The 26,697-nt window shown below is 58.1% G+C and carries 23 protein-coding genes; 10 read left to right on the top strand and 13 right to left on the bottom strand.

Translation table 11 applies throughout. The annotated features are described in order from the left end of the window. Positions 1 to 87: 87 nt before the first annotated feature. A complete protein-coding gene (locus tag ACFSE1_RS01885) occupies positions 88 to 2,067 on the top strand; it encodes a methyl-accepting chemotaxis protein (RefSeq protein WP_377395722.1) in 1,980 nt (659 codons plus the stop codon). A 75-nt stretch (positions 2,068 to 2,142) separates the two neighbouring features. Here ACFSE1_RS01885 and ACFSE1_RS01880 read toward each other — a convergent pair whose 3' ends face one another. The 3 genes from ACFSE1_RS01880 to ACFSE1_RS01870 all read right to left on the bottom strand — a co-directional run bounded on the left by ACFSE1_RS01880 (position 2,143) and on the right by ACFSE1_RS01870 (position 3,929). After that, the gene (locus tag ACFSE1_RS01880; RefSeq protein ID WP_377395720.1) at positions 2,143 to 2,631 is read right to left on the bottom strand and encodes an Lrp/AsnC family transcriptional regulator; all 489 of its coding nucleotides are present in this window, start codon (positions 2,629 to 2,631) and stop codon (positions 2,143 to 2,145) included. A gap of 66 nt (positions 2,632 to 2,697) precedes the next feature. Beyond that, entirely contained in the window at positions 2,698 to 3,330 is a 633-nt protein-coding gene (locus ACFSE1_RS01875; protein WP_377396555.1) for a uracil-DNA glycosylase family protein, read from the bottom strand. Positions 3,331 to 3,332: 2 nt separating this feature from the next. Then, a complete protein-coding gene (locus ACFSE1_RS01870) occupies positions 3,333 to 3,929 on the bottom strand; it encodes a thermonuclease family protein (protein ID WP_377395716.1) in 597 nt (198 codons plus the stop codon). A gap of 124 nt (positions 3,930 to 4,053) precedes the next feature. On the opposite strand from ACFSE1_RS01870, the gene ACFSE1_RS01865 reads away from it, so the two are divergent. Next, a complete protein-coding gene (locus tag ACFSE1_RS01865) occupies positions 4,054 to 5,592 on the top strand; it encodes a sensor histidine kinase (RefSeq protein WP_377395713.1) in 1,539 nt (512 codons plus the stop codon). An 86-nt stretch (positions 5,593 to 5,678) separates the two neighbouring features. Here the strand turns inward: ACFSE1_RS01865 and cobT are convergent, their stop codons facing one another. Next, the gene (gene cobT, locus ACFSE1_RS01860; protein WP_377395710.1) at positions 5,679 to 6,710 is read right to left on the bottom strand and encodes a nicotinate-nucleotide--dimethylbenzimidazole phosphoribosyltransferase; all 1,032 of its coding nucleotides are present in this window, start codon (positions 6,708 to 6,710) and stop codon (positions 5,679 to 5,681) included. Between the two features lie 100 nt (positions 6,711 to 6,810). On the opposite strand from cobT, the gene cobS reads away from it, so the two are divergent. Genes cobS through ACFSE1_RS01845 form a run of 3 tightly spaced genes read left to right on the top strand, consistent with a single transcriptional unit; the run spans position 6,811 to position 8,513 of the window. Further along, positions 6,811 to 7,596, top strand: coding sequence for an adenosylcobinamide-GDP ribazoletransferase (gene cobS / locus ACFSE1_RS01855; protein ID WP_377396553.1), 786 nt, complete (start codon positions 6,811 to 6,813; stop codon positions 7,594 to 7,596). 18 nt (positions 7,597 to 7,614) lie between these two features. Next, on the top strand, positions 7,615 to 7,815 hold the full coding sequence (locus tag ACFSE1_RS01850) for a DUF1289 domain-containing protein (RefSeq protein WP_377395707.1): 201 nt from the start codon (positions 7,615 to 7,617) through the stop codon (positions 7,813 to 7,815). Then, positions 7,815 to 8,513 carry a TIGR02281 family clan AA aspartic protease gene (locus ACFSE1_RS01845; RefSeq protein WP_377395704.1) on the top strand — a complete coding sequence of 233 codons (699 nt, stop codon included), beginning with the start codon at positions 7,815 to 7,817 and terminating at the stop codon, positions 8,511 to 8,513. The genes ACFSE1_RS01850 and ACFSE1_RS01845 overlap by 1 nt, the downstream gene beginning before the upstream one ends. 25 nt (positions 8,514 to 8,538) lie before the next feature. Here the strand turns inward: ACFSE1_RS01845 and ACFSE1_RS01840 are convergent, their stop codons facing one another. The 5 genes from ACFSE1_RS01840 to ACFSE1_RS01820 form a co-directional block, all read right to left on the bottom strand. Beyond that, positions 8,539 to 9,300: an ABC transporter permease gene (locus ACFSE1_RS01840; RefSeq protein WP_377395702.1), complete on the bottom strand. Its 762-nt coding sequence runs from the start codon at positions 9,298 to 9,300 to the stop codon at positions 8,539 to 8,541. Next, the gene (locus ACFSE1_RS01835; protein ID WP_377395699.1) at positions 9,297 to 10,223 is read right to left on the bottom strand and encodes an ABC transporter ATP-binding protein; all 927 of its coding nucleotides are present in this window, start codon (positions 10,221 to 10,223) and stop codon (positions 9,297 to 9,299) included. Before ACFSE1_RS01835 ends, ACFSE1_RS01840 begins: the two co-directional genes overlap by 4 nt. A 91-nt stretch (positions 10,224 to 10,314) precedes the next feature. Further along, positions 10,315 to 11,139, bottom strand: coding sequence for a 3-methyl-2-oxobutanoate hydroxymethyltransferase (panB, locus tag ACFSE1_RS01830; protein WP_377395696.1), 825 nt, complete (start codon positions 11,137 to 11,139; stop codon positions 10,315 to 10,317). After that, entirely contained in the window at positions 11,136 to 12,005 is an 870-nt protein-coding gene (gene panC / locus ACFSE1_RS01825; protein WP_377395693.1) for a pantoate--beta-alanine ligase, read from the bottom strand. Before panC ends, panB begins: the two co-directional genes overlap by 4 nt. A 75-nt stretch (positions 12,006 to 12,080) precedes the next feature. Further along, positions 12,081 to 13,370 (bottom strand): extensin-like domain-containing protein, encoded by a 1,290-nt coding sequence (locus ACFSE1_RS01820; protein ID WP_377395691.1) that lies wholly within the window; start codon positions 13,368 to 13,370, stop codon positions 12,081 to 12,083. Between the two features lie 217 nt (positions 13,371 to 13,587). On the opposite strand from ACFSE1_RS01820, the gene ACFSE1_RS01815 reads away from it, so the two are divergent. Beyond that, complete coding sequence (locus ACFSE1_RS01815) at positions 13,588 to 13,980, top strand: acyl-CoA thioesterase (RefSeq protein ID WP_377395688.1); 393 nt, start codon at positions 13,588 to 13,590, stop codon at positions 13,978 to 13,980. Between the two features lie 27 nt (positions 13,981 to 14,007). Here ACFSE1_RS01815 and tenpIN read toward each other — a convergent pair whose 3' ends face one another. The 3 genes from tenpIN to ACFSE1_RS01800 form a co-directional block, all read right to left on the bottom strand. Next, complete coding sequence (gene tenpIN / locus ACFSE1_RS01810) at positions 14,008 to 14,475, bottom strand: type III toxin-antitoxin system TenpIN family toxin (protein ID WP_377395685.1); 468 nt, start codon at positions 14,473 to 14,475, stop codon at positions 14,008 to 14,010. A 235-nt stretch (positions 14,476 to 14,710) separates the two neighbouring features. After that, positions 14,711 to 15,892 carry a DUF1501 domain-containing protein gene (locus ACFSE1_RS01805; RefSeq protein WP_377395682.1) on the bottom strand — a complete coding sequence of 394 codons (1,182 nt, stop codon included), beginning with the start codon at positions 15,890 to 15,892 and terminating at the stop codon, positions 14,711 to 14,713. A 6-nt stretch (positions 15,893 to 15,898) separates the two neighbouring features. Further along, entirely contained in the window at positions 15,899 to 17,350 is a 1,452-nt protein-coding gene (locus ACFSE1_RS01800) for a DUF1800 domain-containing protein (RefSeq protein WP_377395679.1), read from the bottom strand. Positions 17,351 to 17,676: 326 nt separating this feature from the next. On the opposite strand from ACFSE1_RS01800, the gene ACFSE1_RS01795 reads away from it, so the two are divergent. Beyond that, on the top strand, positions 17,677 to 19,659 hold the full coding sequence (locus tag ACFSE1_RS01795; RefSeq protein WP_377395676.1) for a putative bifunctional diguanylate cyclase/phosphodiesterase: 1,983 nt from the start codon (positions 17,677 to 17,679) through the stop codon (positions 19,657 to 19,659). Positions 19,660 to 19,661: 2 nt separating this feature from the next. Here the strand turns inward: ACFSE1_RS01795 and ACFSE1_RS01790 are convergent, their stop codons facing one another. Further along, positions 19,662 to 20,267, bottom strand: a complete 606-nt coding sequence (locus ACFSE1_RS01790) for a class I SAM-dependent methyltransferase (protein ID WP_377395674.1) — start codon at positions 20,265 to 20,267, stop codon at positions 19,662 to 19,664. A gap of 127 nt (positions 20,268 to 20,394) precedes the next feature. Here ACFSE1_RS01790 and uvrB point away from each other — a divergent pair, with 127 nt between their 5' ends. From uvrB to ACFSE1_RS01775, 3 genes are all read left to right on the top strand, one after another. Then, positions 20,395 to 23,550, top strand: coding sequence for an excinuclease ABC subunit UvrB (gene uvrB, locus ACFSE1_RS01785; RefSeq protein WP_377395671.1), 3,156 nt, complete (start codon positions 20,395 to 20,397; stop codon positions 23,548 to 23,550). A 503-nt stretch (positions 23,551 to 24,053) separates the two neighbouring features. Further along, positions 24,054 to 25,403, top strand: coding sequence for an AAA family ATPase (locus tag ACFSE1_RS01780; RefSeq protein ID WP_377395669.1), 1,350 nt, complete (start codon positions 24,054 to 24,056; stop codon positions 25,401 to 25,403). Further along, positions 25,384 to 25,959: a DUF4276 family protein gene (locus ACFSE1_RS01775; protein WP_377395666.1), complete on the top strand. Its 576-nt coding sequence runs from the start codon at positions 25,384 to 25,386 to the stop codon at positions 25,957 to 25,959. Before ACFSE1_RS01780 ends, ACFSE1_RS01775 begins: the two co-directional genes overlap by 20 nt. The last annotated feature ends 738 nt before the right edge of the window (positions 25,960 to 26,697 follow it).

Here is a 26,697-nt window from a genome sequence, read left to right as displayed (position 1 = left end):
GGTTGTAACCTCCATACTGTATACACGCGATCTATGACAGCCAGTCACAAAACCGGCTTCAGAGGTCAACCAATGGAGCTATGACCCGTGAATTTCCTGGACAATATAAAGATCGTTAGCAAGATCGCCGTCGTGATCCTGTCGATGATAGCTGTCAGCCTTATCGTGGCGACCGTGAGCTACACCTCCAGCTCCGTTCAATCCCAAAACGCAGATATGACGGAGCACACATACAATGTGCTCTCGAAGATCAACGGCATGATGTCGGCGATGATCGACCAGGAAACCGGTATGCGCGGTTATCTTATCGCAGGGGACAAGAAGTTCCTCGAGCCACAAATTGCAGGCGCTGCTGCCTTCAAGGAAAACCTTGCCGCCGCACAGAAGCTCACCTCTGACAATCCTGCTCAGCAAACACGCTTGAAGGAAGTGGCAGCGCTGGCCGAGACCTGGACCTCCAAGGTGGTGACGCCTGAGATGGAGTTGATGAAGGATCCGGCAACATGGGAAAAGGCGCGCCAGATTGAGATTTCCGGCGCGGGCAAGGCGTCCATGGATGGGATTCGTGCCAAGGTGAAGGAGCTTTCGGATGCGGAAGTCTCTCTGCTTGCCGTGCGCAGCCAGGCAGCTACGTCTGCGGGTGAGCTGGCGCGCAACAGCGCCCTCGTCGGCGGCGGCGCCATGTTCCTTCTCTCTGTACTCGGCCTCATGCTGCTGAACGCCAAGCTGGTTCGCCCGCTTCGCTCCATCAACGATGTCATGCTTGAGCTGGCGCGTGGTCATAACGATATTGCTGTTCCTGGTCGTGATCGTAAGGACGAGATCGGCGCCATGGCGCAAGCCGTTGAAGTCTTCCGCCAAACTGCGATCAACAAGATCGAGAGTGATAAGCAGGCAGCAGAAAGCCGGTCGGCGACGGAAGCAGAGCGCGCTCAGAACGCAGAAGCGGCCCGCATTCGCGCCGCTGAAATGGAACAGGCAACTTCAGGCTTGGCAGAAGGTCTTCGCCATCTCGCCAATGGCGACCTCACCTTCCAGCTCAGCCGGCCATTCGCCAACGATTTCGAAGGTCTCCGCCAGGATTTCAACGCGGCTGTCGATCGCTTGCGCGATACGCTCTCACAGGTTGCGCTGTCGACTCAATCGATCGATTCCGACTCGCGCGAACTCAGCACCAGCGCGAACGATCTTTCCCGCCGGACCGAGCAGCAGGCCGCTTCTCTCGAAGAAACCGCCGCAGCGCTCGACCAGATCACGGCAAACGTTACCAACTCTTCCAAGCGCACGGAAGAAGCACGCCACGTTGCCATCCAGGCTAACAAGTCTGCGCAGGAGTCTGGTCAGGTCGTGTCGAACGCCGTCAACGCCATGCAGCGGATCGAGCAGTCATCCAGCCAGATCTCGAATATCATTGGCGTGATTGATGAAATTGCATTCCAGACAAACCTTCTTGCTCTGAATGCAGGTGTCGAAGCCGCACGCGCTGGCGAAGCGGGCAAGGGCTTTGCAGTCGTCGCACAGGAAGTTCGCGAACTCGCACAGCGTTCCGCACAGGCAGCCAAGGAAATCAAGGACCTCATCCGTACATCTGCCGATGAAGTCGATAATGGTGTGAAACTCGTCATGGCCACGGGAGACGCGCTGAAGGTGATTGAGGAACATGTCGTTTCAATCAACACACAGCTTGATGCCATTGCCACCTCTGCCCGCGAGCAGTCTGTCGGTCTCGCGGAGGTCAACACTGCCGTCAACCAGATGGATCAGGTGACCCAGCAGAACGCCGCCATGGTAGAGCAGGCTACCGCAGCCAGCGGCAATCTTGCCGGTGAAGCCACAAAGCTGCGCCAGTTGATCTCCAGCTTCCAGCTGGGCGGTCAGGGTTCCACCTATTCCGCACCGGCCACCGTCTCGCGCCCAGCTCCGGTTGCCGCTTCGGCCTCTGCCAACCGCGCAGCACCGGCACCTTCCCCTGCCCGCAAGCTGATGAACAAACTCACTCGCGCTGTGGGTGGCGGTGGCTCGGCTGCCGTTGCCGTCGCAGCAACGGAAAGCTGGGAAGAATTCTGATCCCAACGCCCATAACAAAGAAAGGGGCTGGCGAACCATCGCCAGCCCGTTTTCATTGGTTCGATTAAAACCGGCTCAATCCTCGCCGGCTCTCTGGTTGTCCAGCATCATGTAGTCCAACGGAAGTTCCGTCGTGTACTTGATCTGCTCCATCGCGAAGGCAGAGGATACGTCGCGAATTTCGATCTTGGCGATCATCCGCTTGTAGAAGGCGTCATAGGCGGCAATATCCGGCACCACAACGCGCAGAAGATAATCGACATCACCGCTCATGCGGTAGAATTCCACCACCTCCGGGAATTCCGCAATCACTTCGGAGAAGCGCTTCAGCCATTCGATCGAGTGACTATTGGTGCGGATCGATACAAACACCGTCACCTTGGTGTTGACCTTGGCCGGATCGAGCAGGGCCACGCGACGGCGGATTACGCCATCCTCTTCCATCTTCTGAATTCGGCGCCAGCACGGCGTCGTCGACAGCCCCACTTTCTTCGCCAGATCGGCTACGGCAAGTGTCGAGTCTTCCTGAAGAATTCGCAGGATTTTGCGGTCAAGACGATCCATTTCGGCTCCCTCTGAGATTATTTTTCTTCATACCGGGAAAAATGGAGCATGTAACCGAAAATCGTTTCAGCGAATAAGGCTATCCACACTCTGTCGCAAAATGGGAATAACCTCCTCGGCAAACCACGGGTTCTTCTTCAACCATCCACTGTTGCGCCAGCTTGGGTGGGGAAGAGGCAGAATGCGCGGCACGCTGTTGACCATGAAGCTCGCCCGCCAGTTGCGCACGGTTTCCGTCATGGTTCGCCGCGCCAGAGTGCCCATATGCCAGCCCTGCGCATAGCCGCCCACAGCAATCACCAGTTCGATCTGTGGCATGGCCTCCAGTGCCGCGCGTCGCCAAAGCGGCGCACATTCGGTCCGCGGCGGCAGATCGTGCCCTTTCTCGTCATAGCCGGGAAAGCAGAAGCCCATTGGCAGAATGGCAATGCGTTCGGCATCGTAAAATTCCTCGCGGCTCACACCCAGCCATTCGCGCAGACGGTCACCGGACGCATCGTTGAACGGAATTCCGCTTTCATGCACGCGCAAACCGGGTGCCTGTCCGGCAATCAGAATTTTGGCGGTGGAGGAGAGAACAGCCACCGGACGCGGTTCATGCGGCAGTTGATGTTCCAGCCCCCTTGCTGGCACGTCTCGGCACAGCCTGCATGCGGCAATGGCATCAGCCAGCAGCCTCAGCCTATCTTCTTCCGGCAGTTTCAAAGCCACCTCAGCGATAGAATTTCCGTCACAGCGCCCCACATACCCTCACTGGCAGCAGCGTCATTCTCTATGCGCTTACGGTCTCGCCACGCCCGTGGATTTTCGAAAGCACCAATCCAGATGCCCCTGCGGTCAATTTCCGCCTGATGCTGCTCTCTTCGATAGGTCAATAGCGAGGTTGAAAGCGCCATTCCAGCGCGCACCATGGCTGCATTCACATTCTGGCCATTGCCGTAGCAGGTCACGAGAAGACGGTGGTATCGGTCCGTTTGCGAACCCTCACATTGCATCTCGTGGTCTTGCATCAGCTTCGCAAGCGCCTCTCGTGCCGCCCGCCCGCACGGCCAGCTCTGGCCGTTTGCGTCACCGCAGGTCTGGTCAAGCTCAGGCGCATCAATGCCTGTCAAGCGAAGGCGATGCCCCGCCTTTGTCAAGGTGTCGCCATCAACGGCATTGAAAGGTCCAACCAAGATCTCCCGGGGCTCACTGCCGCTCAACCGCGCCGCGATGAGGGTGAGAAGCCCGAGAAAACAGGCTGTCAGCAGCAGATCCTTGCCCAGCCGCATCCGCCGTCGGCTGCGATACTGTGTCATCTTATTCCTGACGTAAATACAAACGGAAGCTTGTGAAAGATGGCAAACAAATTCTTTCTGGCAGGATCTTCTTAAGATTTCCTCGCTAGGGTGTTGCCAATCCGGATTCCGATTAAGTGTGGTCATGAGTAGCGGCGTCAGTACCTCCACAGATAAGAACATCGTGGATAAATCCCGCAGCCACCGCAACAAAGCGGTCTCCAAAGCCGTGCGCGCAACACGCGAGCGCCTGCAATCCAGCGCCAATGGCAGCCATGGCTTTGCCCGCGATGCGCTGGCCCTGCACATCAACAATGTGCTGCAAGCCGCCCTCATCATCCCGGCCTTCGTCGCCATCGTTGCAGCCATCGGCACCTATATGGTGGGCGATGCCTCGCTGCTTCCCTGGGCGCTGCTCACGCTTGCGGTGCACTCGATCAATCTCCTGCTTGCACGGCGCGCGTCCCGGCTGGAACTCACCTCCGCCAACACGTCGCGCTGGCAGCGCCTTTTCCTGTTTGGCCAATTGTTGATGGGCCTTTGCTGGGCCATTTTCGCAGCCAGTGAATGCGATGCCTGCGGCGCGGAAAACGGCTACTATTTCTTCAAGGGCGGCGCATTGCTGCTCGCCATTTCCATCACCGCCATCAGCAATGTGTCCCTGCGGCTGGCGGTCATTGTTGGCTTCATTCCACCCCTAATCGCGCTCAGCGTCGTATCGATCACGGGTGAGCGCGCGATGGATATCGCCCTCAGCGGCATGTGCGCAACGGCGGTTCTGCTCTTTCACTACATATCCGACAGGTTGTATCGGTCCAACCTGACGCTGATGTCCTATCAGTCGGAGAAGGACGATCTGATCGCCGAGCTGGAAGTGGCGAAATCCGTCTCCGATGAGGCGCGCCGCCGCGCGGAGGAGGCCAATCTGGCGAAATCGCGGTTTCTGGCCTCCATGTCGCATGAATTGCGCACGCCGCTGAATGCCATTCTGGGCTTTTCGGAAGTCATGAGTTCGGAAGTGCTCGGCCCCATGGCCAACCCCACCTACAAGGAATATGCTGCCGATATTCATCGCTCGGGTCAGCACCTTCTCAATCTCATCAATGAAATTCTCGATCTCTCCCGCATCGAGGCTGGCCGCTACGAACTCACGGAAGAGGCGCTATCGCTTCTGGAAGTGGCCGAGGATTGCATCGGCATGGTGCAGCTGCGTGCCCGCGCCAAGAACATCACCATTCATCAGCAGTTCGAACCCAATATGCCGCAGGTCTGGGCGGATGAGAAATCCATCCGGCAAGTGCTGTTGAATCTTTTGTCCAACGCCGTCAAATTCACCAATCAGGGTGGCGAAGTCACCGTCAAGGTGGGCTGGACAGCGGGCGGTGGCCAGTATGTCGCCATCAAGGATAACGGCCCCGGCATTGCGGAAGAGGAAATTCCGATCGTGCTGTCCGCCTTCGGGCAGGGCTCCATCGCCATCAAGAGCGCAGAACAGGGCACTGGCCTCGGGCTTCCCATCGTACAGGCCATTCTCGCCAAGCATGATGGTCAGTTCATCTTGCGCTCCAAGCTGCGCGAAGGCACGGAGGTCATTGCCATCCTGCCCGCCACCCGCGTGCTGCAAAGCGTTCCGGCCGTGGCCGATACGCAAGCCGTGGAACCGCGCCGCAAGAGCTTCGCCTGATACCTGGCGCTTTTCCAGTTTTCAAACGAGTAACAATAGAAATGGGCCGCCCTTTCAGACGGCCCATTTCAGGATAACTTTTTGCCTCAGTGCGCGGTCGGTGTGCTTGCCGTGCTCACGCCCGCTTGCGCAAAGGTTGCCATGCCGGAATGGCAGGCCGCAGCGGATTTTACGATGCTCGCGGCCAATGCCGCACCGGTTCCCTCGCCAAGGCGCATGCCCAGCGCCAGAAGCGGCGTTTTGCCCAGCTTCTCAATCGCCTTCATGTGTCCTGGCTCACCGGAAACATGGCCAATCAGGCAGTGGTCAAGCGCGGTCGGGTTGGCAGCCTTCAGAATGGCGGCGGCAGCGGTTGCCACATAGCCATCAATCAGAACCGGGATTTTCTCCACGCGGCAGGCGAGAATAGCACCCGCCATGGCAGCCACTTCGCGGCCACCCAGACGACGCAGCACTTCCAGCGGGTCTGACAGATGACCCTTGTGGAAGGCCACGGCCTGCTTCACGGCAGCAATCTTGCGCTGCAGAACCTCGCCTTCGGAACCGGTTCCCGGCCCCACCCAGTCTTCCGCCTCACCGCCGTAGAGCGCAAGGTTGATCGCAGCCGCAATCGTGGTGTTGCCAATGCCCATTTCACCGATGCAGAGCAGATCGGTGCCGCCAGCAATCGCTTCCATGCCAAAGGCCATGGTCGCGGCGCAATCGCGTTCAGAAAGTGCCGCCTCGCAGGTAATGTCCCCCGTCGGGTAATCCAGCGCCAGATCGAAAATCTTGAGGCCCAGATCGTTTGCGGCGCAGATCTGGTTGATGGCAGCACCACCGGCGGCAAAATTCTCCACCATCTGCTGCGTCACCGATGGCGGGTAAGGCGTAATGCCGTGCTTGGCAACACCGTGATTGCCCGCAAAAATCGCCACCAGCGGGCGGTTGACCGCCGGGGCGCGGCCGGTCCAGGCGGCCAGCCAGAAGGCAATCTCTTCCAGACGGCCCAGCGAACCCTTGGGCTTGGTCAGTTGTGCGTCGCGTTCGCGAGCTGCAACCAGTGCCCGCGTATCGGGGCCCGGCAGCTCACGCAGCAGCGCGCGAAAATCGTCGAATGGCAAGCCGCTCATGCTCATCGGAACACTCTTCCTTCATCTCGTCACATATCGCCCTTTGAGCGGACGATGGAATCTGATTTGCTGCGCCTTCCATAATCAGCCACGCCCGGAGGAACAACTGCAAAACGCCCGTGACTTCATGAATGATCTGGCACGCTCGGTCGCTTTCCTGTCGCGACTGCCGGTCCCCGCGCGGTTTTTCCTCGGTCACGATGGTTCCGTGTCCCGTGCCTGCCGCGCCTTTCCTCTTGCTGGCTGGTTGATTGCGCTCATCCCGGCGCTCGTTCTGATGCTGCTCGCCAGCTGGCCGGAAGCACGTCTCATGGCCTGCCTGCTTTCACTCGTCCTCCTCGCTCTCATGACTGGCGGGCTGCATGAGGATGGGCTGGCCGATAGCGTCGATGGGCTTTTTGGCGGGCGGGATCGCGACCATGCGCTCACCATCATGAAGGACAGCCGGATTGGCAGCTTCGGCGTCATTGGCCTCATCGCAAGCTTCGGCCTCAGGGCCTCGGCGCTTGTCGCCCTCTGCGGGCTTGGCAGCAATGGGCTGGCTGCTCTTGCCCTTGCCGCTGCGGCCTCATTTTCACGCGGGCTTATGGTCTGGCATTGGGCGAAACTGCCGCCCGCCAGACAGGGCGGAACAGCGGTTGCGATGGGCCAGCCGGAGGCAAAAGCCACACGTTTCGCCTTGGGGCTCGGCACCTTCCTTACCCTGCCCTTGCTGGTATCGGGCGTCTCGCCTCTCTCGCTTCTCGCAAGCCTCGGCCTCAGCCTTGGTGCCGCCCATATCTTCACCACCTATGTTCAGCGCAAGATTGGCGGGCATACCGGCGACACGATTGGCGCCACACAGCAGATCACGGAAATGACATTGCTCTTCGCTCTTGTTGTCACCTTTTGAACACACGATATTGGCGTCATGATTACACCTTGCATTCTCGTCTGCTCGCTCGACATCGACACCGGCCTTTGCGTGGGCTGTGGCCGCACCGGAGAAGAGATCGGCGCATGGACCAGCCTGAGCGATGACCAGCGCCGCGAAGTCATGGCTGAACTTCCCTCCCGATTGGCAGGCATTGCCAGCGCTTCCGAGATTTATCCAGCCAAGGAACCCGCCTGATGCTGTTCGTTATCCTTGGCATCCTTGGCGCTGGTCTTGTCCTTTTGATCTTTAACAATTCGTCCGGCCAGACCTTCGGGCTTGCCAATGACGATTTTGCCAGTCTTGTCCAACTGTCTGCCATTGCAGTTCTGCTCTCGGCTGGTGTGCTGGCAGGCCGGCGCGGTCGCGCCTCGGAGGCCTTGCGCAACATCGCTGTCTGGCTGGTGGTCGCGCTGGTGCTGGTCGCGGGCTATCTCTACCGCTACGACCTGCAAAGTTTCGGTGCCCGCATGACAGCCGGGCTGATACCCGGCAGTCCGATGGTGATGACCACAAGCGAAGGCGGCAAGGAGGTCATCCTCTATCGCGCCCGCAATGGGCATTTCCAGGCGCAGGTGAGTGTGGACGGCAAAACCATCCCCATGCTGGTGGATACCGGCGCAAGCTCCATCGTGCTGTCGTGGGACGATGCGAAAGCGCTCGGTCTGGATATGGATGGCCTCTCCTTTACCGTTCCCGTTCAAACGGCAAATGGTCAGGCCATGGCGGCTCCCGTCCGTCTTGCCTCTGTCGCCATTGGCCCTATTCAGCGCAACAGCCTGCGCGCCCTGGTGGCCGAGGATGGGCGGCTGGAGGAAAGCCTGCTCGGCATGAGCTTCCTGTCCACCCTTGGTTCGCTTCAAATGCAGACGGATCAGCTGCGTCTACGCGACTGATCCGTCTCTAATCGCTTCTGCTTGTTCACTTCCGCAGCCGGTAGCCGGTTCTGAAAATCCAGAACAGCAGGCTCAGGCAGACGGTGAGGAAGACGCCGATCATCACGAGGCTGATGAGAGGGTTCACATCGGAAATGCCGTAGAAACTCCAGCGGAAGCCTGAAACCAGATACAGAACCGGGTTGAGGTGGCTGACCGTCTGCCAGAAGGGCGGCAACATGTCGATGGAATAGAAGCTTCCGCCAAGGAAGGTCAGCGGCGGCACGACCAGCATCGGCACGAGGTTCAGCTGCTCAAAGTTATCGGCCCAGACACCGATGATGAAGCCGAACATGGAAAAGGTGATCGCCGTCAGCACCATGAACAGCAGCATCATGAAGGGGTGCTCGATGCTCAGATCCACGAAGAAGGACGCCGTGGCCAGAATGATGAGGCCGATGATGACACCCTTTGTTGCGGCGGCTCCCACATAGCCGATCACGATTTCCGCCATGGAAACGGGGGCCGACAAAATTTCGTAGATCGTGCCGGTGAACTTGGGGAAGTAGATGCCGATCGAGCCGTTGCTGATGCATTGACCAAGCAGCGTCAGCATGATCAAGCCGGGCGTGATGAAGGCTCCGTAAGATACGCCGTTCACCTCCCGGATCTGCGATCCGATGGCCGTGCCGAACACGATGAAATAGAGCGATGTCGTCAGGACTGGCGAGATCACGCTTTGCAGAAGCGTGCGCTGCATGCGCGCCATTTCGAACAGGTAGATGGATTTGATCGCTTCCCAGTTCATGCGCGGTCTCCCACCAGCGATACGAAAATGTCTTCCAGCGAGCTTTGATGGGTCGAGATATCGCTGATGCTTAAACCTTCCCGCTCAACGGCGGCCAGCACGGCACCGATGCGGCTTTCACCGGCACCATTGCCATATTCATGGATAAGGGCGCGTCCCTCTTCCGCCAGCGTCACGTGCAGCTCGGCAAGCGCTGGCGGCAGCGCCGTCACCGGCTCCTTCAGCTCAAGGCGCAATTGCTTGCGGCCCAGCTTGTTGAGAAGGGTCCGCTTGTCTTCCACCAGCAGGATTTCACCCTTGTTGATGACACCGATCCGGTCGGCCATTTCCTCGGCCTCTTCGATGTAGTGGGTCGTGAGGATCACCGTCACGCCGGTTTCGCGCAGACGGTTGATGGCAGACCACATGCCGCGGCGAAGCTCGACATCCACGCCCGCCGTCGGCTCATCCAGAAAAAGCACGCGCGGCTCATGCGCCAGCGCCTTGGCAATCAGCACGCGACGCTTCATGCCGCCGGAAAGTTCGCGCAGCTTGTTGTCGCGCTTTTCCCACAGGGAGAGGTCCTTGAGGATCTGCTCGATCAGCTTCGGGTTCGACTTTCCGCCATGCAGGCCGCGTGAGAAATTCACCGTGTTCCACACGGTCTCGAACTGGTCCGTGGTCAGCTCCTGCGGCACGAGGCCAATCAGCTTGCGCGTTTCGCGAAAATCGCGAACCACATCATGTCCGCCAACCATCACCTTGCCGCCACTGGGCATGGAAAGGCCGCAGATGATCGAAATCATCGTGGTCTTTCCGGCACCATTCGGCCCCAGCAGCGCAAGGATTTCCCCTTGCCTGATGTCGAGGCTGACGCCCTTCAGGGCGACAAAGCCGTTATCATAGGTCTTGGTGAGATTTTGAATGGATACAATCGCGGACATCGCGTGCTCAAAGCTTTCTACAGGCGGTACTTGTACCGCTTATATAGGCACAAGCATCCGTTTTGCAGGGGGAGCTCGCTAGAACACAGTGTCAACTTTTGCGCGGCGCGAATGTATGCTCCTGCGTGGGAAACTGACCCGCCCTTACCTCACGCGCATATTCTTCCGCCGCCTGCCGCACCTGCGGCGCGAGATCCGCATAGCGTTTCACGAAACGCGGCTTGAAGGCATCGAACAGCCCCAGCATGTCATCGCACACCAGCACCTGCCCGTCACAGGCGGCTGATGCGCCAATGCCGACCGTCGGCGCCGGAATAGAAGCAGTAATGGCCCGCGCCACCGGCTCCACAGTCCCCTCGATGACAATGGCGAATGCACCGGCTTCCGCTACGGCTTGAGCGTCGCGGGAAATCTTTTCCGCTTCCGCATCGGTATGACCAAGGGCGCGGAAGCCACCCGCCGTGTTCACCATTTGCGGCATCAGGCCCACATGCCCGAACACCGGAACGCCCCGGCTGGTGAGGAAAGCGATTGTTTCGGCCATTTCCGCCCCGCCCTCCAGCTTCACGCCGTCGCAGCCGGTTTCCTGCATAATGCGCACGGCATTGCGGAACGCCTGCTCTTTTGATTCCTGATAGCTACCGAAAGGCATGTCCACAATCACACACGCCGCCTCGGCACCGCGCATCACCGCTTTGCCATGAGCAATCATCATGTCCATCGTCACGGAAACAGTGGTCTCCATGCCATAGAGCACCATGCCGAGGGAATCGCCCACCAGAAGCAGGTCGCAATGGGCATCGAGCATGCGCGCCATCGGGGTTGTATAGGCCGTCAGGCAAACCACCTTCTCGCCACCCTTCATCGCGCGGATTGTGGTAGTCGTCTTGCGTTTCATCTTGGCAGAGGCGCTCATGGCGTTTCTCCCGTCTGAGAAATTGAAATGACCCGATTATCGAGAAGCCTCGTCGTGCCGATGCGGATGAACAACGCAATGAGAACCGGCTGATCCTGCACCGTCTCCACCCGCTCCAGCGTTTCCGGGTGCCGCACCGCCACCACCTCCGGCACCGCCAGCGGCTCTGTCCGCACAAAAGCCATCAGCTTTTCTTCCAGCTCCAACGGGTCACCCACACCAGCGTGGATCAACCGCTCAGCCTCATCCAGCGTGCGCGGCACGATTACCGCCGCCTGGCGTTCCTCGGAAGAGAGATAAACATTGCGCGATGAGCAAGCCAGACCATCCGCCTCGCGCACGGTCGGCACCGGCACTACGCGCACCGGCTGCGCCAGATCCTCCACCATGCGGCGGATGACCTGCACCTGCTGGTAATCCTTCTCGCCAAAATAGGCGGCATCCGGCTGCACGAGGTTGAACAGCTTCGTCACCACGGTCGCCACACCGGCAAAATGGCCGGGCCGAACCTCGCCTTCCAGCTGGCTGCCGATGGAAGGCACATCCACCACCGTTGCCATGGGGCGCGGGTACATTTCACTTACCTCAGGCGCGAAGAGAATATCCACGCCCTCCACTTCCAGCATGGCACTGTCGCGGACCAGATCCCGCGGATATTTTTCCAAGTCCTCGTTGCGGCCAAATTGCAGTGGGTTGACGAAGATGGATGCCACAACGGCAGAATTCTCTTCCCGCGCACGGCGCACGAGGGTCAGGTGACCAATGTGAAGATAGCCCATGGTCGGCACAAAGCCGATGGAACGTCCTGCACCGCGCAGAGCCGCAATGGCTTGCCGCAATTCGTCCCGCGTCTTGATGATCTGCACGCTCGCTCCCCAGACCGTGTTCAGTCTAAAACGGCCCTTTACAGCAGAGAGCCGCCAAGGGAAAGACGCCTGCTATCAATCGCAGTAACGGTTGCCTGAAGCCCGGCTTCTCAGATCGAAGTGGAAGTGGTTCCAGTGTTCCTTGTTGCTGCCTGGACCCAGCACCGTGTTGAAGTATTTGCAGCTATCGCTACGCACCGATTTCAACAACGCACCCTCGCGGAAGGAGAATAGCCCCTTCTTGCGCACGTCAATCTCGTGGCCGTTCTTCAGAACGAAGCGACCGACATCAATCGCATTGCCACGCGCGTGTTCAGACATGGGGTTGTAGCGCTGGCGGCTATTGTTCATGCGCCGGCAGGAATAGCCACCCATAGGCTCGATACGCCCAACGCCGGTGAGGTAGCGGATGCGGGCCGCTGGTGCCAGCTCGTTCTTTACCCATTGGGCAAAGGCAAGTGTCGTCTGGCAGTTCAGTGTCACGGCCGGGCTCACCTGGATATTGCCAGAAAGCCCGACCAGTTCCACCGGATAGTCTATCCCACAGCTTGGCCCATCGGAAATGCGCGGCTTGTCGCGAAACTGAACGCCCAGCCGCTTGAGTTGCGCACGGCAACTCGCTTCGGATGCAGGCATGGGCGAAATATCGGTGCGGGACGATTGCGGTGCTGCCGTCGGGTTGCGCGGCATCAGCATCGCCACTTCCTGCGGGCTTGCTTCCTGAACCCGGCTGGGTGCGACCACGGGGCTGCGGTCATTCCAGCGCGGAGCCGTCTCGGCCACATCCTGCCGGGCAGGCCGCGCAGTGCGTTTCTGCACCGGTGGCGGTGCAGGGGCATATTCGTCCGCAATCGGCTGTGTAGCTGCAACAGTCCGCCTCTTCACTGTGTAAGGCGCATTGGTGCCAATGCCGTCCACCACCGGCTGGCTGGAAGCACCTTCTGCAATATCATTGTTCTGCTCCTCGGCCAGTCCCACAACGCGCGGTTCGGCGGTTGGCGCCGGTGTCTGGTTCACGCCCAGCGCATCGTCGGCATTCACACCGTTGGCGCTATAGGTCAGGGTGCCAAGGCTGCGCGGGGGCGCTCCCATCTGGCGCGGTTCCGGGGAAGCAGCGGCCATTTGCTGCGGCGGCTCCATGGCGTGATAGGCGTAATCGGTCTGCGCAACCGGCTGTGGCTGCGCACCATAGCCCTGTGCCGAATATTCCTGCTGCACCGGCAGATGGGTGGGCTTGATGGCGCTCACGCGGGAACCGCGATCAATCGGCGCGGGCGGCACAAGGCCATCCGCCGTGCAGCTCATCAAACTGCTGGAAATCAGAAGGAAGGCCAATGCCCGCCGGGAGTTTGAAGCATACGCCATACCAGGCCTCATCATGCGGGAAAGCCACACATGGAAACCTTAGGCAATCACGGTAAACAAAGCCTTGCCGCATAGAGGTCATTTCAAGGCAGGAATGCGCCAAAACACCGTCTTCTGCCTCAAACATAAACGAAAAGGCCACCGGAGAAAGAAGGGATGGACTTGCTGCTTCATCATCAACCGCTCTATCCTGCATCGCAACATTTCAGGAGCAACGATGTCGAAGTCCCCATCTGATCATGCCACCGGCGAGCTTACCTTGCGCACCCTTGCCATGCCGGGCGATGCCAACCCCGCTGGAGATATCTTCGGCGGCTGGGTCATGGCCCAGATGGACCTTGCGGCAGGCATCCGCGCGGGCGAGCGCGCACGTGGACGTGTCGTCACGGCTGCCGTCAAGGAAATGGCGTTTCAGCGTCCGGTCAAGATTGGCGATACGCTGGGCATTTACACGGAAATCACCCGGATCGGGCGAAGCTCCATCACGCTGAATGTCGAAGCCTGGGCCAACCGCTCCCGTCGCGGCACGGTGGAAAAGGTCACCGAGGCCACCTTCATCATGGTCGCGGTGGATGAGGATGGCGAACCCATGCCGGTGCCGCCAGCATGAGGTGCCCTCCTAGAGATGGAGTCTGAATTATAAAGGGTCGCTTATCATAAGTTCCTGATGATAGTTCTGAAGCGTCGAGAATCTGTATTCTCTCAGCACATTCCTATCACCGGCATTTGCTGCTTTGATGTACTTTTTGATATATTTTTCAAATCGTTCGCGGATAAACAGTTCTCGATCTGCGATTTTCACAAATTCGTCTTGGGGAATATGAAAAGCCTCGTCGGAAACGTGGCTCTCATCCTTGATGAGAACTGCTTTGGAGTAGTCGAGACCCTTGGTGTCCTTCGTCAGGAATGAAGAACGATGAGTGATGTGAGAACGCAGCGGAATCCCAAACAGCATACCGTTCTCTAGTCTCACCATGACCACGCCATAGCCACGAGTCTTCTCGGCAGCAACATCGCCACCGGCACCAGTGTGCAGAGCCTCTACCAACCCGCTGTTTTCATTAAAAAAATCGTCATTAAGTTTAACAATCTTGATGATCTTCATGAAAAATTCCGGCAATAAAAAAAGGCCCGAAGGCCTTTTCTTGTCAGTCGATGGGTATTTCAGTTTTTAACGTGGGGCACACCCTACCTCCACATCAGTCAACGGGTATTTCAGTTTTTAACGTGGGGCACACCCTACCACCACATCACGCTACTGGTTATATCGCTTCATCTCAGCTTACGTCAAGAGACGGCCTGGGTTGCTGGCAAGCTGGCCACCCCTTTCCTCACGCCCATCACACCCGCAAATAGCGCGAACCGGGATCGAAGTTCAGCCCCGGAAACACCTTGCCGGAAAGGTTGGCGGGTGTCATGTCGAACTGGCGGTGCAGCAGGGCTGCGGCCAGTTCGCGCAGGTCGCTGGTTGGGGCAAGATCCCTCCCCCCCAGCAATTGGCTTTCGTCCAGCCCCGGCCAGTCCGCCATCACCTGGGCGGCCTGCAAGGCCCCGCCGGAAAGAACGGCAACACTGCCGGTGCCATGTCCGGTGCCACCCTCATCGTTCACCGTAACGGAACGGCCAAACTCGGTCATGGCGAGCACAATGGTTGTCGCCCATGCACTATCGCCCATGCCATCGCGCAGGCCGTTGATGGCGGTTGCCAGAAGGGATGCCTGAAGCGCAAACTGCTCCTTCTGGTGCGCGTGCGTGTCCCAGCCAGTCAGGGAAAAGCTGGCAATGCGGTAATCGTCCTTCAGCAACGATCCAGTCAGCCTGCCCAGTTCAGCCGCGCCGGATATACGGGTGGCGGGATCGTAGAGCGGCAGCGGCGGATTGAAATCCAGAGCCTGTGCCATGGCGGCATGAAATGGCGCATCCCCCTCATAGAGCCTGAGCAGCGCCTGCGCCTCGTCCTGTGCCAGGGCAAAATCGGCCTGCGTCGTCCAGATGTCGCTCTGGTTCGCGCCCGCCATGATCAGTTCCACGGAAGTGGTTATGTCCACGGCCTTTCGCGATGTAGAGCGCGGAATAAACGCAAGCGCGCGGTTCAGCCAGCCGCTGCGCAGGCTTCGCACATCCGTGCTTCCCGTTTCCAGCACATCCTGCGCGTCAATATGGCTCTGCCCGCCGCGATAGGAGGTGGCAACCGCATGCACGAAGGAAAGTTGCCTTGTCTGCCACAGCGGCATCAGAGCCTCGGCGGCGGGGTGCAGTCCGTAAAAGCCGTCAAGATCCAGCAATCCGGTGGCAGGCGTCAGCGCCAGTTCCGGCCGCAGGCGGGCAAAATCTGCATCGCCATAAGGCTGCACCAGATCAAGCCCGTCCATTCCGCCACGAAGCAGAATGACGATGAAACGATGATCGCCCTGCACGGCGGCAAAGCTCACGCGGGAGGCCAGCGGCAGTGCCGCCATGCCTGCAGCGGAAGCCAGAAAGCCACGGCGGCTCAAGGGAATAGGCGTGCCGTTCGTTGCCATTGAACATCAGCTCCTGTTGAACTGCGGGGAAGCAAGGGCAATGGTATAGGCATGCACCTTGTTCGGCGCATCGGCCACGCATGCACGGGTATGATCGCTGACGCCATCACCCAGCGCAGATTGAAGAAAATCCAGCGGCGAAACATCCTGTGCCAGCATACGAACAGCCATGCGCGCCCAGGATATGCGCTCTGTCAGTTGGTGTGCCGAAAGCCAGCTTCCGGCATCGTCAGGAAAACCATTCGGGCTTGGTGGTTCCCAGACCGGCTGGCCCATCCGTCGCAGACTTTGAAGCGTCAGCAATCGCGCCGCACTTGGTTGGCGCCGGGGCACCACCACCTTGCCATCGGGCGGCGCAACGGCATCTCCGCCCTGATCGTCGTCGGCTTTCACCAGCGCCTCGAACTGCCCGCCCTTCACATCGAAGGCCCGCAGCGCGGACACCACGAAACCAAAGGGGGTCACAACCTTTCTGGCCTCCGGCGCAAATGCGAGAGGGTGTTCCAGCATGGCTTTGTAAACGGCGCTCAAATTCCCGTCACTGGCCTGCCAGGCTGCAACCATGCTTTCGACCAGATCCGCAGGCACTTCGTCAGCAATGAAAGAGCTGGCCAGTTTTCCGCATACGTGCTGCGCTGTGGCCGGATGCTGCGCCAGATCCGCCAGCATCTGCATGTGATCGGAGCCGTTACGCGCCGTATCGCTATAGCTTTTACCCAGCAGCTTCTGCGCGCCGGGCTCAGCCCGTCCGGGACGGTTGGAAACTTCCAGCGTGCGGGCGTCCACCGCCAGCCCCGTCAGAATCAGTGCCGCGCCCGTCACGTCTTCCGGTGTAAAGCCCCCATGCGGTCCCAGCGTGTATGTTTCCAGCAGTTCCTGGGCAAGGCTACGGTTCAGCGTGCCGCCGCTGCGCTCTGCGGCAGGCGATTCCGGGCCGACGGAACTGGATTGGTCGAGATAGATCAGCATTGCCGGATGCAGCACGGCTGCCCGCAAGAGATCGACGAAACGGCCCCGCAAATGCGGGCGAATGGCTTCCGCCTCGAAAAGCGATGTCAGAAGACGCAGCTCATAGGTCTTGGTCGCATTGATCGAGAAATGATTGACCCAGAAACCGGCCAGGCGTTCGAAGAAGCCATTTTCCGAAGCAACCGCCTGCGCCACCCGCGCCAGGGCATCGCGCCGCAGCAGGCGCTCTGCCTCATCCTGCGTTTCCTTTCGCAGCGAAGGGTTTGGCCGTCCGTCCTGTGCCGCCCGTGCCTCCACAAGCCTGACGGATACAAGCCGCCCCACCGCCTCCCGGCGGCCCGTATTGCCTTCATGCGGAAACCGGGGCCTGGCCGCGCTGCCGCGTTCCAGCTGCAGCATCAGACCCGCAACATCTGCCGGGGGTGTTTCGCCCGGCTTCAGTCCATAGCCGAACCGTCGTGCCGCAATTGTCGCGAAGGAAATAGCCATCCAGTTACCTTGTAAACTCTGTGTTATTTAACCCGCAGGCGCGCGGCAATGCTGCCCTCTTATGGAAAGTCCGAATCCGATCGACGCAACAAGGGGCCAGCGAATGCGGCCATTTTCGGGACAATGTGATTCTTCCTCGGCAAATTAGCCAGTCTGGCCGGACCATCCAAGGTTTGTGACGAACCTGCGACAGAAAATGGGGCACCGGCTATGCTTCGCAAGGATTGAGAGTTTCAGTTTAAGACAATCTTATCGAGCCTGCATATACAACAACCGGCGTTGAAAAACTCTCTGCTCGCGGCCACCGGGAGGCAACGATCACCCAAGTGCAGTCACATGGTCTGTCAGCAGAAATATGTCAGGTCCAGGCCGAAACCGTCTGGAGCCGATGCCTTTACACAATCGCCACCAATGCAGGCATATCGGTTACGGCCTGTGCTCTCCTTGCCATTCGCGGCAATTCGGACGCCACTGCCTATTACTGGCTCGCCTCCATTGCGATCACGCTTTTCATCCGCTACCTGTTCTATGTCGCTATCCGCTGGACCGATCTCAATCGGGTAGCGCCGCATATGGCCTTGAAGCTGCTCAGCTTCGGCGCCTTCCTCACGGGTATCGCCTGGGCCTCCCTGCCCTTTGTTGTCCCACAGTTCGATCCACTGACGACGGATGCCTGGCTCTATCTGATCATGCTGGGCATATCCATCGGCGCGGGGCTGCTTGGCATTGGCTATCGGTGGCTGTCGCTCTGTTTCTCCATGCCCATCCACCTCTCCGTCGTGGTGTCCGTTCTGCTGGCCGGGGGCGCATTTTCCATCGTCATCACCATTGATGTCGTCGTGCTGACCCTCCTGCTCTATCGCGCCTGCTGCGGCAACGAGACCGCCTTTGTTGAAAGCGTTGCCCGCAAGCTGGAAGCTGCGGCCCTGTCCTCCTCGCTCACGGCTGCGCATTCGGAAATGATGCAGGCCAATGCCCGCCTTGAACTGCTGGCGAATTGCGATCCGCTGACGGGTCTTGCCAATCGCGCCGCCTTTAATGAAACCCTTGCAAGGGCTATTCGCGAGGCTTCGAAGAACCATGCGAAGCTCGGCCTGCTGGTTCTGGATCTCGACCGATTCAAACACGTCAACGATACGATGGGCCACAAGGCAGGCGACGACCTGTTGACGGAATTCGGCCAGCGCCTTCGGAACGCCCTTCCCACGGTCAATACCTTCATTGCGCGGCTTGGTGGTGATGAATTTTCGATCATCGTGACCGGCAGCGATGCCGTCTGCGAAGCAACGCGCGCCGCCGAAATCGTTCTCAGTCAGGTGCGCAAGCCGTTCAACCTGAATGGCCAGACCAGCACCATCGGCACTTCGGTGGGACTCGCGCTTTATCCTGAGCACGGAACGGACGCCGATGAGCTGTTCGTCTCGGCGGACATGGCGCTGTATCGCTCCAAGGAACAGGGCCGGGGCCGCTGGCGCAAATTCGATCCCATGCTGCGCGCGGCAGCCGAACGGCAAAGACAGATCGAGACCGATGTGCTGCGGGCCATCGAGGCCGGTGAGCTTGAAGCATGGTTCCAGCCGCAGGTCTGCCTGCACACCCATACGGTTCTCGGCTTCGAGGCGCTGGTGCGCTGGCACCATCCCACGCTCGGCTTCATTGCGCCGCCGGAAATCGTTCAGGCCGCTCATGCCATCCACTCGTCCGACCGGTTGACGGGCGCCGTCACCGATGCCGCCTGCACCCTGCTGCGTGCCCTGCCAGATATGGGGCTGCCGAATGCGACTGTCGCCATCAACGTCTCGCCGCGTGAATTCGCGCTCTATTCCGTATCGGAAATGCTGGCCGCGAAGGTTGCCCGCCATGGCATTCGCCCGAACCTGCTGGAGATCGAGATCACGGAAGAGGCGCTGCTCGATACGGTCATTGCTGGCGCACAGCTGAAACAGCTTGAGCAATCCGGTTTCACGCTGGCGGTTGATGATTTCGGCGCGGGCCACTCCTCCCTCACCCGCCTGATCGACCTGAAGGTCGATCGGCTGAAGATCGACCGCGGCATCATCAGCGGCCTGGAGCGTTCGGATCGCAACCGTGCGATCATCTCCGCGCTGATCCGGCTGGGTGAGGCGCTTTCCATGTCCATGCTTGCGGAAGGCGTGGAAACGGAAAGCGAGGCAGAAACGCTGCGCACGCTGGGCTGCTGGATGGGGCAAGGCTATCTCTTCGCCCGGCCCATGCCGATGCCGCGCATTGCCAGCTGGCTGCGAGAGCATGGGGAGAAGCAGGGCGCCGTCTCCCGCGTCGTCGCGTAACCTCAGAGCCGCTTGAGGCAGAAGGAGAAGTGGGCATCCGGCTCCACGGTCAGAAACTCGAACTGCCAGCCATAGTCGACGCAGAACTTGTTGACCGCCTGCACCACGCCATACACCACCGGCTTGATGACATTGCCGGTGCAGAAATCATGGCCGCAAATGCGCCCGTCGCGCTTCACCTTGGCATCGCAGAGAACCAGCTCGTTCCAGGTATTGGCGAAGGAATGGTCGGTGTCGATATAAACCCAATCGAACGTACCATCCGCGAAACCCGGCAGCATCTCCGTCGAGCCGCCCAGATGCAGCTGCACCTGCCCGCTTTCGATCTGATCCGCGAACATGCTCTTCACCCGCTCGTGCCCCTCGTTGTAGCGGTTGAGGTCCCACGGATCGATGAGATGCAGGGTCGCTGGCCGGTTGAATTCCATGATCTCCTGCGAATAATCGCCGAACGCCACGCCGATTTCCGCCACCACGCCGCCATGCGGCAGCCGATGCAGTAGCTCGGTGCGGTTGGGCAGCAGGCGGCAGTTTTCCGTGTGGTGCAGGGAAAGCATGGTGCGCGGCGTGCTATTCTTCAGCGCGATCCGCTTTTCGAGGGAAAGCATGGGCAGTGACTCCGTTTGCGAGTCAATTATGGAAACATGTTCTCGGATACAAGTCACAGCGCACTGTTCCCAATTTGTTTCGCGCCTACCCTTCCAATTTGGAAGGAGTCTCGCCATATTCGCGGGCATGGCCAAAGCGACGAAAAACACCCCATCCAAAAATCCCGGCACTGGTTTCGAGGAAGCGCCGCAAAGCGCGTTCGAGGGCGCGCCGCTCTCCGGTTCGGTTTCGGATTGGGTGAAGCAGCTTGAGGCGGAAGCGGAATCGTCCGCGGTGGAAACGCAGCGCGAAATCGCATCGAAAGCGGGCAAGCACCGCAAGAAGATAGAGATCGCTGCGCGTGAGGAAGCCATTCGCCAAGCGAAGGAAGAAGAAGCTGCCAGAGCGAAGCGCAGCGGCCAAGCGGCCGCCGCCGGTCGTCCGGCGCCCCGTGCGGAGGCCAGCCCGAAGGGCGGTGCGGCCGTGAGCACAAATAAAAACACCACGTCGCAGAAAACCTCCCGCGGCGTCTCCATTGGCGCCTCGTCGGATCCGCAAACCCGGGCGGCAGCGGGCCTGAACCCGGTCGCGGGCATGGATATCAGCCTGGAGGATGCGCAGTCGCTTGCCCCCGGCGCGGTCACCGCCACGGTGGATGCGCTGGCGAAGCTTATCGAAAGCGGCAATCCGCTGTTCAAGGATGGCAAGCTGTGGACACCGCACCGCCCTGCCCGTCCGGAAAAGTCGGAAGGCGGCATCTCCATCCGCATGGTGTCGGAATACCAGCCGGCGGGCGATCAGCCCACGGCGATTGCGGATCTGGTGGAAGGCATCAACGGCGGCGAGCGCAGCCAGGTTCTGCTGGGCGTCACCGGCTCGGGCAAAACGTTTACGATGGCGAAGGTCATCGAGGCCACGCAGCGGCCTGCGGTCATCCTCGCGCCGAACAAGACGCTGGCGGCGCAGCTTTATTCGGAGTTCAAGAACTTCTTTCCGGATAACGCGGTGGAATATTTCGTATCCTATTACGATTACTACCAGCCGGAAGCCTATGTGCCCCGGTCGGATACCTATATCGAGAAGGAAAGCTCCATCAACGAGCAGATCGACCGCATGCGCCACGCGGCCACGCGCGCGATTCTGGAGCGGGATGATTGCATCATCGTCGCCTCTGTCTCCTGCATTTACGGTATCGGCTCGGTGGAAACCTATACGGCCATGACCTTCCAGATGCAGGTGGGAGATCGTATCGATCAGCGGCAATTGCTGGCAGATCTCGTGGCCCAGCAATATAAGCGGCAGGATATCAACTTCGTGCGCGGCTCCTTCCGGGTGCGGGGCGATACGATTGAGCTTTTCCCCGCCCACTTGGAAGATGCCGCCTGGCGCATTTCCCTGTTTGGCGATGAGATTGACAGCATCACCGAGTTCGATCCGCTGACGGGCCAGAAAACGGGCGATCTGAAATCGGTCAAGATCTACGCCAACTCGCACTATGTCACGCCGCGCCCCACCTTGAACGGCGCGATCAAGGCCATCAAGGAAGAGCTGGCGCAGCGTCTGGCAGAGCTGGAAAGAGCGGGCCGCCTGCTGGAGGCGCAGCGTCTGGAACAGCGCACGCGCTATGATATCGAGATGATGGAGGCCACCGGCTCCTGCAACGGCATTGAGAACTATTCGCGCTATCTCACAGGCCGCCGTCCGGGCGAGCCGCCGCCCACGCTCTTCGAGTATATTCCGGATAACGCGCTGATTTTCATCGATGAAAGCCATGTCACCATTCCGCAGATCGGCGGCATGTACAGGGGTGACTTCCGGCGAAAGGCCACGCTGGCGGAATATGGCTTCCGCCTGCCCTCCTGCATGGATAACCGCCCGCTGCGCTTTGAGGAATGGGATGCCATGCGCCCGCAAACGGTCGCCGTGTCGGCCACGCCGGGCAATTGGGAAATGGAACAGGCTGGCGGCGTCTTTGCCGAACAGGTCATCCGTCCCACGGGCCTCATCGATCCGCCGGTCGAGGTGCGCAGCGCCCGCACCCAGGTGGATGATGTGCTGGGAGAGATCAAGGAAACCTCGCTCAAGGGCTATCGCACGCTGGTCACGGTGCTGACGAAGCGCATGGCGGAAGACCTCACCGAATATCTGCATGAACAGGGCGTGCGCGTGCGCTACATGCACTCGGATATCGATACGCTGGAACGCATCGAAATCATCCGCGATCTGCGCCTCGGCGCGTTTGATGTGCTGGTCGGCATCAACCTGCTGCGCGAAGGTCTGGATATTCCGGAATGCGGCTTCGTAGCCATTCTGGATGCGGATAAGGAAGGCTTCCTCCGCTCGGAAACCTCCCTTATTCAGACCATCGGTCGTGCGGCCCGTAACGTGGATGGCAAGGTCATCCTCTATGCGGATAATGTCACCGGCTCCATGAAGCGCGCGATGGAAGAAACCACCCGCCGCCGGGAGAAGCAGATGGCCTACAACACCGAACACGGCATCACGCCGGAATCGGTCAAGGCCCGCATTTCGGATATTCTGGATAGCGTGTACGAGCGAGACCACGTGCGCGCCGATATCTCCGGTGCAGCAGGCAAAGGCTTTGCCGATGGCGGCCATCTGGTCGGCAACAACCTCCAGAGCCACCTCAACGCGCTGGAAAAAAGCATGCGCGATGCCGCCGCCGATCTCGATTTCGAAAAAGCCGCTCGCCTGCGCGACGAAATCAAACGCCTCAAGGCCGTCGAACTGGCGAGCATGGATGGTGAGGATTGGTCGGCGCAGCCGACGGAACGATCCAGTGAATCGGTCCGAAAAACGAACGCCCGGAGCCATAGCGAAGGGCCAAGCGGCGGCGAGTCAATTCAGACCAACAGCGAAACCTCCTACTTCGCCAAACCCTCGCTGGATGATATGGGCCCCGGCACAGACACGGCCAAACCACTTTTCCGCAAAAGTGAGGAGAGGTCCGCGCAGCGGAGCAATCGATCCAGTGAATCGATTGCAGCAACGAACGCCCGGAGCCAAAGCGACGGGCATCACGGCTCCCTGTTTCGCAAGAATAGTTTAGATGAAATGACCGTGGGCCGAACCGAAAAGCCCCTGCCCGGCAAACTGCCGGAAAAGCCCGAAACCGCATCCACTCGAAAAGCCCCCCTCCTCGAAGGCCAACCCGAACGCATGAACTCCGACGACCCCCGCCCCCTCGTGCGCGGCAAAGTCGGCGCGGGCTCCTACGAAGATCCGATGGACCAAAAGCGCAAGGGCCGCACCAAGGGCAAGACAGGCAGACCGGGGCGGTAAATCAAGCTAGCGAAACGACCGCCCTCACGGAGAATCTCGGCACCAGCCGCAAGTCGATCTCACCCTTTAGTTGGGGTCCGAAAGACGGGCAGAGACACGCGGCTCTGCCCCACAATCCGGCAGGACAGAGGGGGGGCTTGCCCGCAATCCATCAAGACCGAGGCGACCGTTAAACCTTCCAAGCCCACCACAACCGCCCTATATCCCAGCCATCATGATCTTCGAATTGATTTATGAACTCTTCGCCTCATTGCTTTTCGATAGCCGCCCCAAATCGTGGTTTTGGCGGGCAGTCAAATGGCTGCTGATTGGCTTGTTTTTCGCATTTGTCGGGTATGTGTTGTATCGGGTTTATAATTAGATGGAGCCTTAGCTTATAAATCTGACTGAGGCTAATCGTCGCCCAACGAAGCGCTCCAATCCACCCATAGTTGGATATTGCATTTTCAAGCCCCGCGTGTATTTTTCAACGAAATTTTGGTGTTTAGGGTTGTTAGATACGCATGGATGACGACAAGACTCTCTACTGTATTAAGGGATTTCGCTCCCTGCTTGATTTTCAGATCCAACTTAATTCTGGTCTGAACGTGATTGTCGGACCAAATGGAGCAGGAAAGACAAATTTTATTGAATTTCTTGACTTTATAAATTCACTAATTCGCTTCGGCGCCGCTAATGCAGTATCGATGAGCGGAGGCGTTTCGAAGGTTTTTAGTACGGAAAATTTTAATAAAAAGACCCCTTTACTTTCCTGCGAGATAACATCTACCGCTCTAATTAACACATCCGAAGACAAGATAGAATTAAATAAGAACTTCAGGTTCAGGTATTTTATAGAAGTAAAATTTAACAAAACAGAATCACAAATATACATCTCTAAAGAAAAAATCACTGTCTACAAGTGCCACGATCCGCACGAGACGGTTGTTTCACTGCAAAAGGTTGGTTCAATACAAATTACTAGAAATGGTATAAGCGATTTTTTGGAGCCAAAACTACACATTACAGACCGCATATATGCTAAAAGTGAAAGAAATCCTTTTTCTTACACGAGACCTATCTATGGCCGAAAGGAAATAAAGGACGCTTTCGACAGGACGGACATTCAGTCTCTCGAACCAGATCAAAGTATTCTATCTGTAAGGCCCGTTTTTTCCGCGATCGACGCAATGCGAAGAGTAATCGGGAGAGGAAAATCCTTTAATATTATACCTGAAAAAGCGCGTAACGCTGATCATATAAGCAGATCACCATTTATAGAACCGGACGGCACAGGACTATCTTCGGTTCTTTATTTTTTGAAAAAGCTGAAGGATGGTAATTTTGCGAAGGCACCATATGCATTTCGTGTACTGGATCCAGATGCGTTTAGCACAGTGATGCACTGGACCAACCTAGTATTGCCGGAGCTTGAAGATATTAATATTACTCAGGACCTTCATTTAGGTCGTTACGTTGTTACGCTTTCAATCCGTAAGGAGAAGCCGCTTCGCGTTTCCATCCAAGCAGCAAGCGACGGCACAATCAAATGGCTAACTTTGATTTGCTTGATTGTTACGAACAGAGGCATGGGATGCCTCGAGGAGCCAGAAAACTTTCTACACCCTAAAATGCAATCTTACTTAGTTGAGATAATACGAGATTCGATAAACGAGCATGGAAGAGACTATTTTATAATCACTACCCATAGCGAAACACTGATTAATTCCTGCAAACCAGAAGAATTGATCATCTTCCAATTCGGCTCTTCAGGCACAAAATGTATAAGGTTATCACACCCAAGCAAAATTAAGGCGGAAATAAACGATACCGGGTTTGGCTTAGGTTACTATTATGCAGCTAATGCACTGTAAAAAATACTTAACATTTATAGAAGGCACTATGGAGAGAATGTTTGTTAACAACAACTTTCCAAATGTCCACGTGATCCCTATCCAGAACGGCGACAGCTGGACTGTTGAAAGTCTCGCAAAGCGTATCGTCAGCATGTTCAAGACGAAAAACATGGAAACGGATAAAATCGTTGTGTGGCTTGACCGCGAATCTCAAGTTAGGTCCTCCGACGAAATAAGACAGATTATTGCCTCTGCATTTCAAGGGATTGGTGTCGAAGAGCACAAACTAGCAATCTTCATACCTGACAAGATGACAGAAAACTTAATTCTTGCAGATGAGGATCTGATTAGGAGCGAGTTCGGGATCGAAGATTACAGTTATCCAGGAGACGGCACACACGGAAAGTCTGAGCTCAAGAATCTTTACGAGAACTATAAAAAGAAGAAGTACAAGGAAACAGATCACGGCGTGCAGTTGTTAAAGAAGACACACTTGTCGAGGGCATGTCAGGCAAGCCCACCTGTTCAGCAACTTCGCGATGCGTTGCCGCAAAACTGTTGGTGGAATAGATAAGAAAAGCAGATCATATGCGTTTGACGTATCTATTTTGGAGATTATTCTAGGCAGCATTTTGAAGGCGCTTTCTCCGCTGACCTTATATATGTTACACGTGTTAGCACAAATCCCACCACACCCCACAAAATCAATCACTTACCATTTTTCCATACACCACGCCAAAACCTGTGTTTCAATTTGCCCGTTCCGCAACGGTTACACCAGCAGGCGTGCTGGCGATGCGGGGCCGGCGCGGGTGTGGGGGGCAAGACGCAAAACCCTCATGTCCGGGTACGCGGAAAATGGTCTCCCTCTGGCGACAACGGGGGAAGCGGTCAGGCGTCGGACGTCAGCCTGTCCCTTCATCTCCGAAGGAGCGCGCCGGGCGTGCCTGTGCGGCACACATGGGGAGTGGTGAGGGTTAGGCTTCGCCGTCTGTAGTCCGGCCGGTTTCCGGTCAGGCGGCGGTCAAAGGGCTTCCCCCATCATTCCAGGCAGAGAGACCGGAGTCGCGTGCAAAAACCGCTGAACGGGGCGCTGAGAGGTGTCACTTTTCCCATACCATACGAGGCAGCTTTCAGCGCCCCGGCCATATCAGAGTTTCAAACCACGGGCTGAACAGGCCGCGTGACCATAAAGGCACGTCCGGCGAAGATGGCGCGCTTTTATGTCTGGCGGCGCTTGAGAAATCAGGACCAGGAGCGGGAGGCGGAATGGGCAAGTTTCGGGAAATCAGTGAAAGAGAAAACTATTTTC

The sequence above is a fragment of the Affinirhizobium helianthi genome (assembly GCF_042680945.1).
Taxonomy (GTDB): domain Bacteria; phylum Pseudomonadota; class Alphaproteobacteria; order Rhizobiales; family Rhizobiaceae; genus Neorhizobium; species Neorhizobium helianthi.
This window is presented reverse-complemented; position numbering and strand designations above follow the sequence as displayed.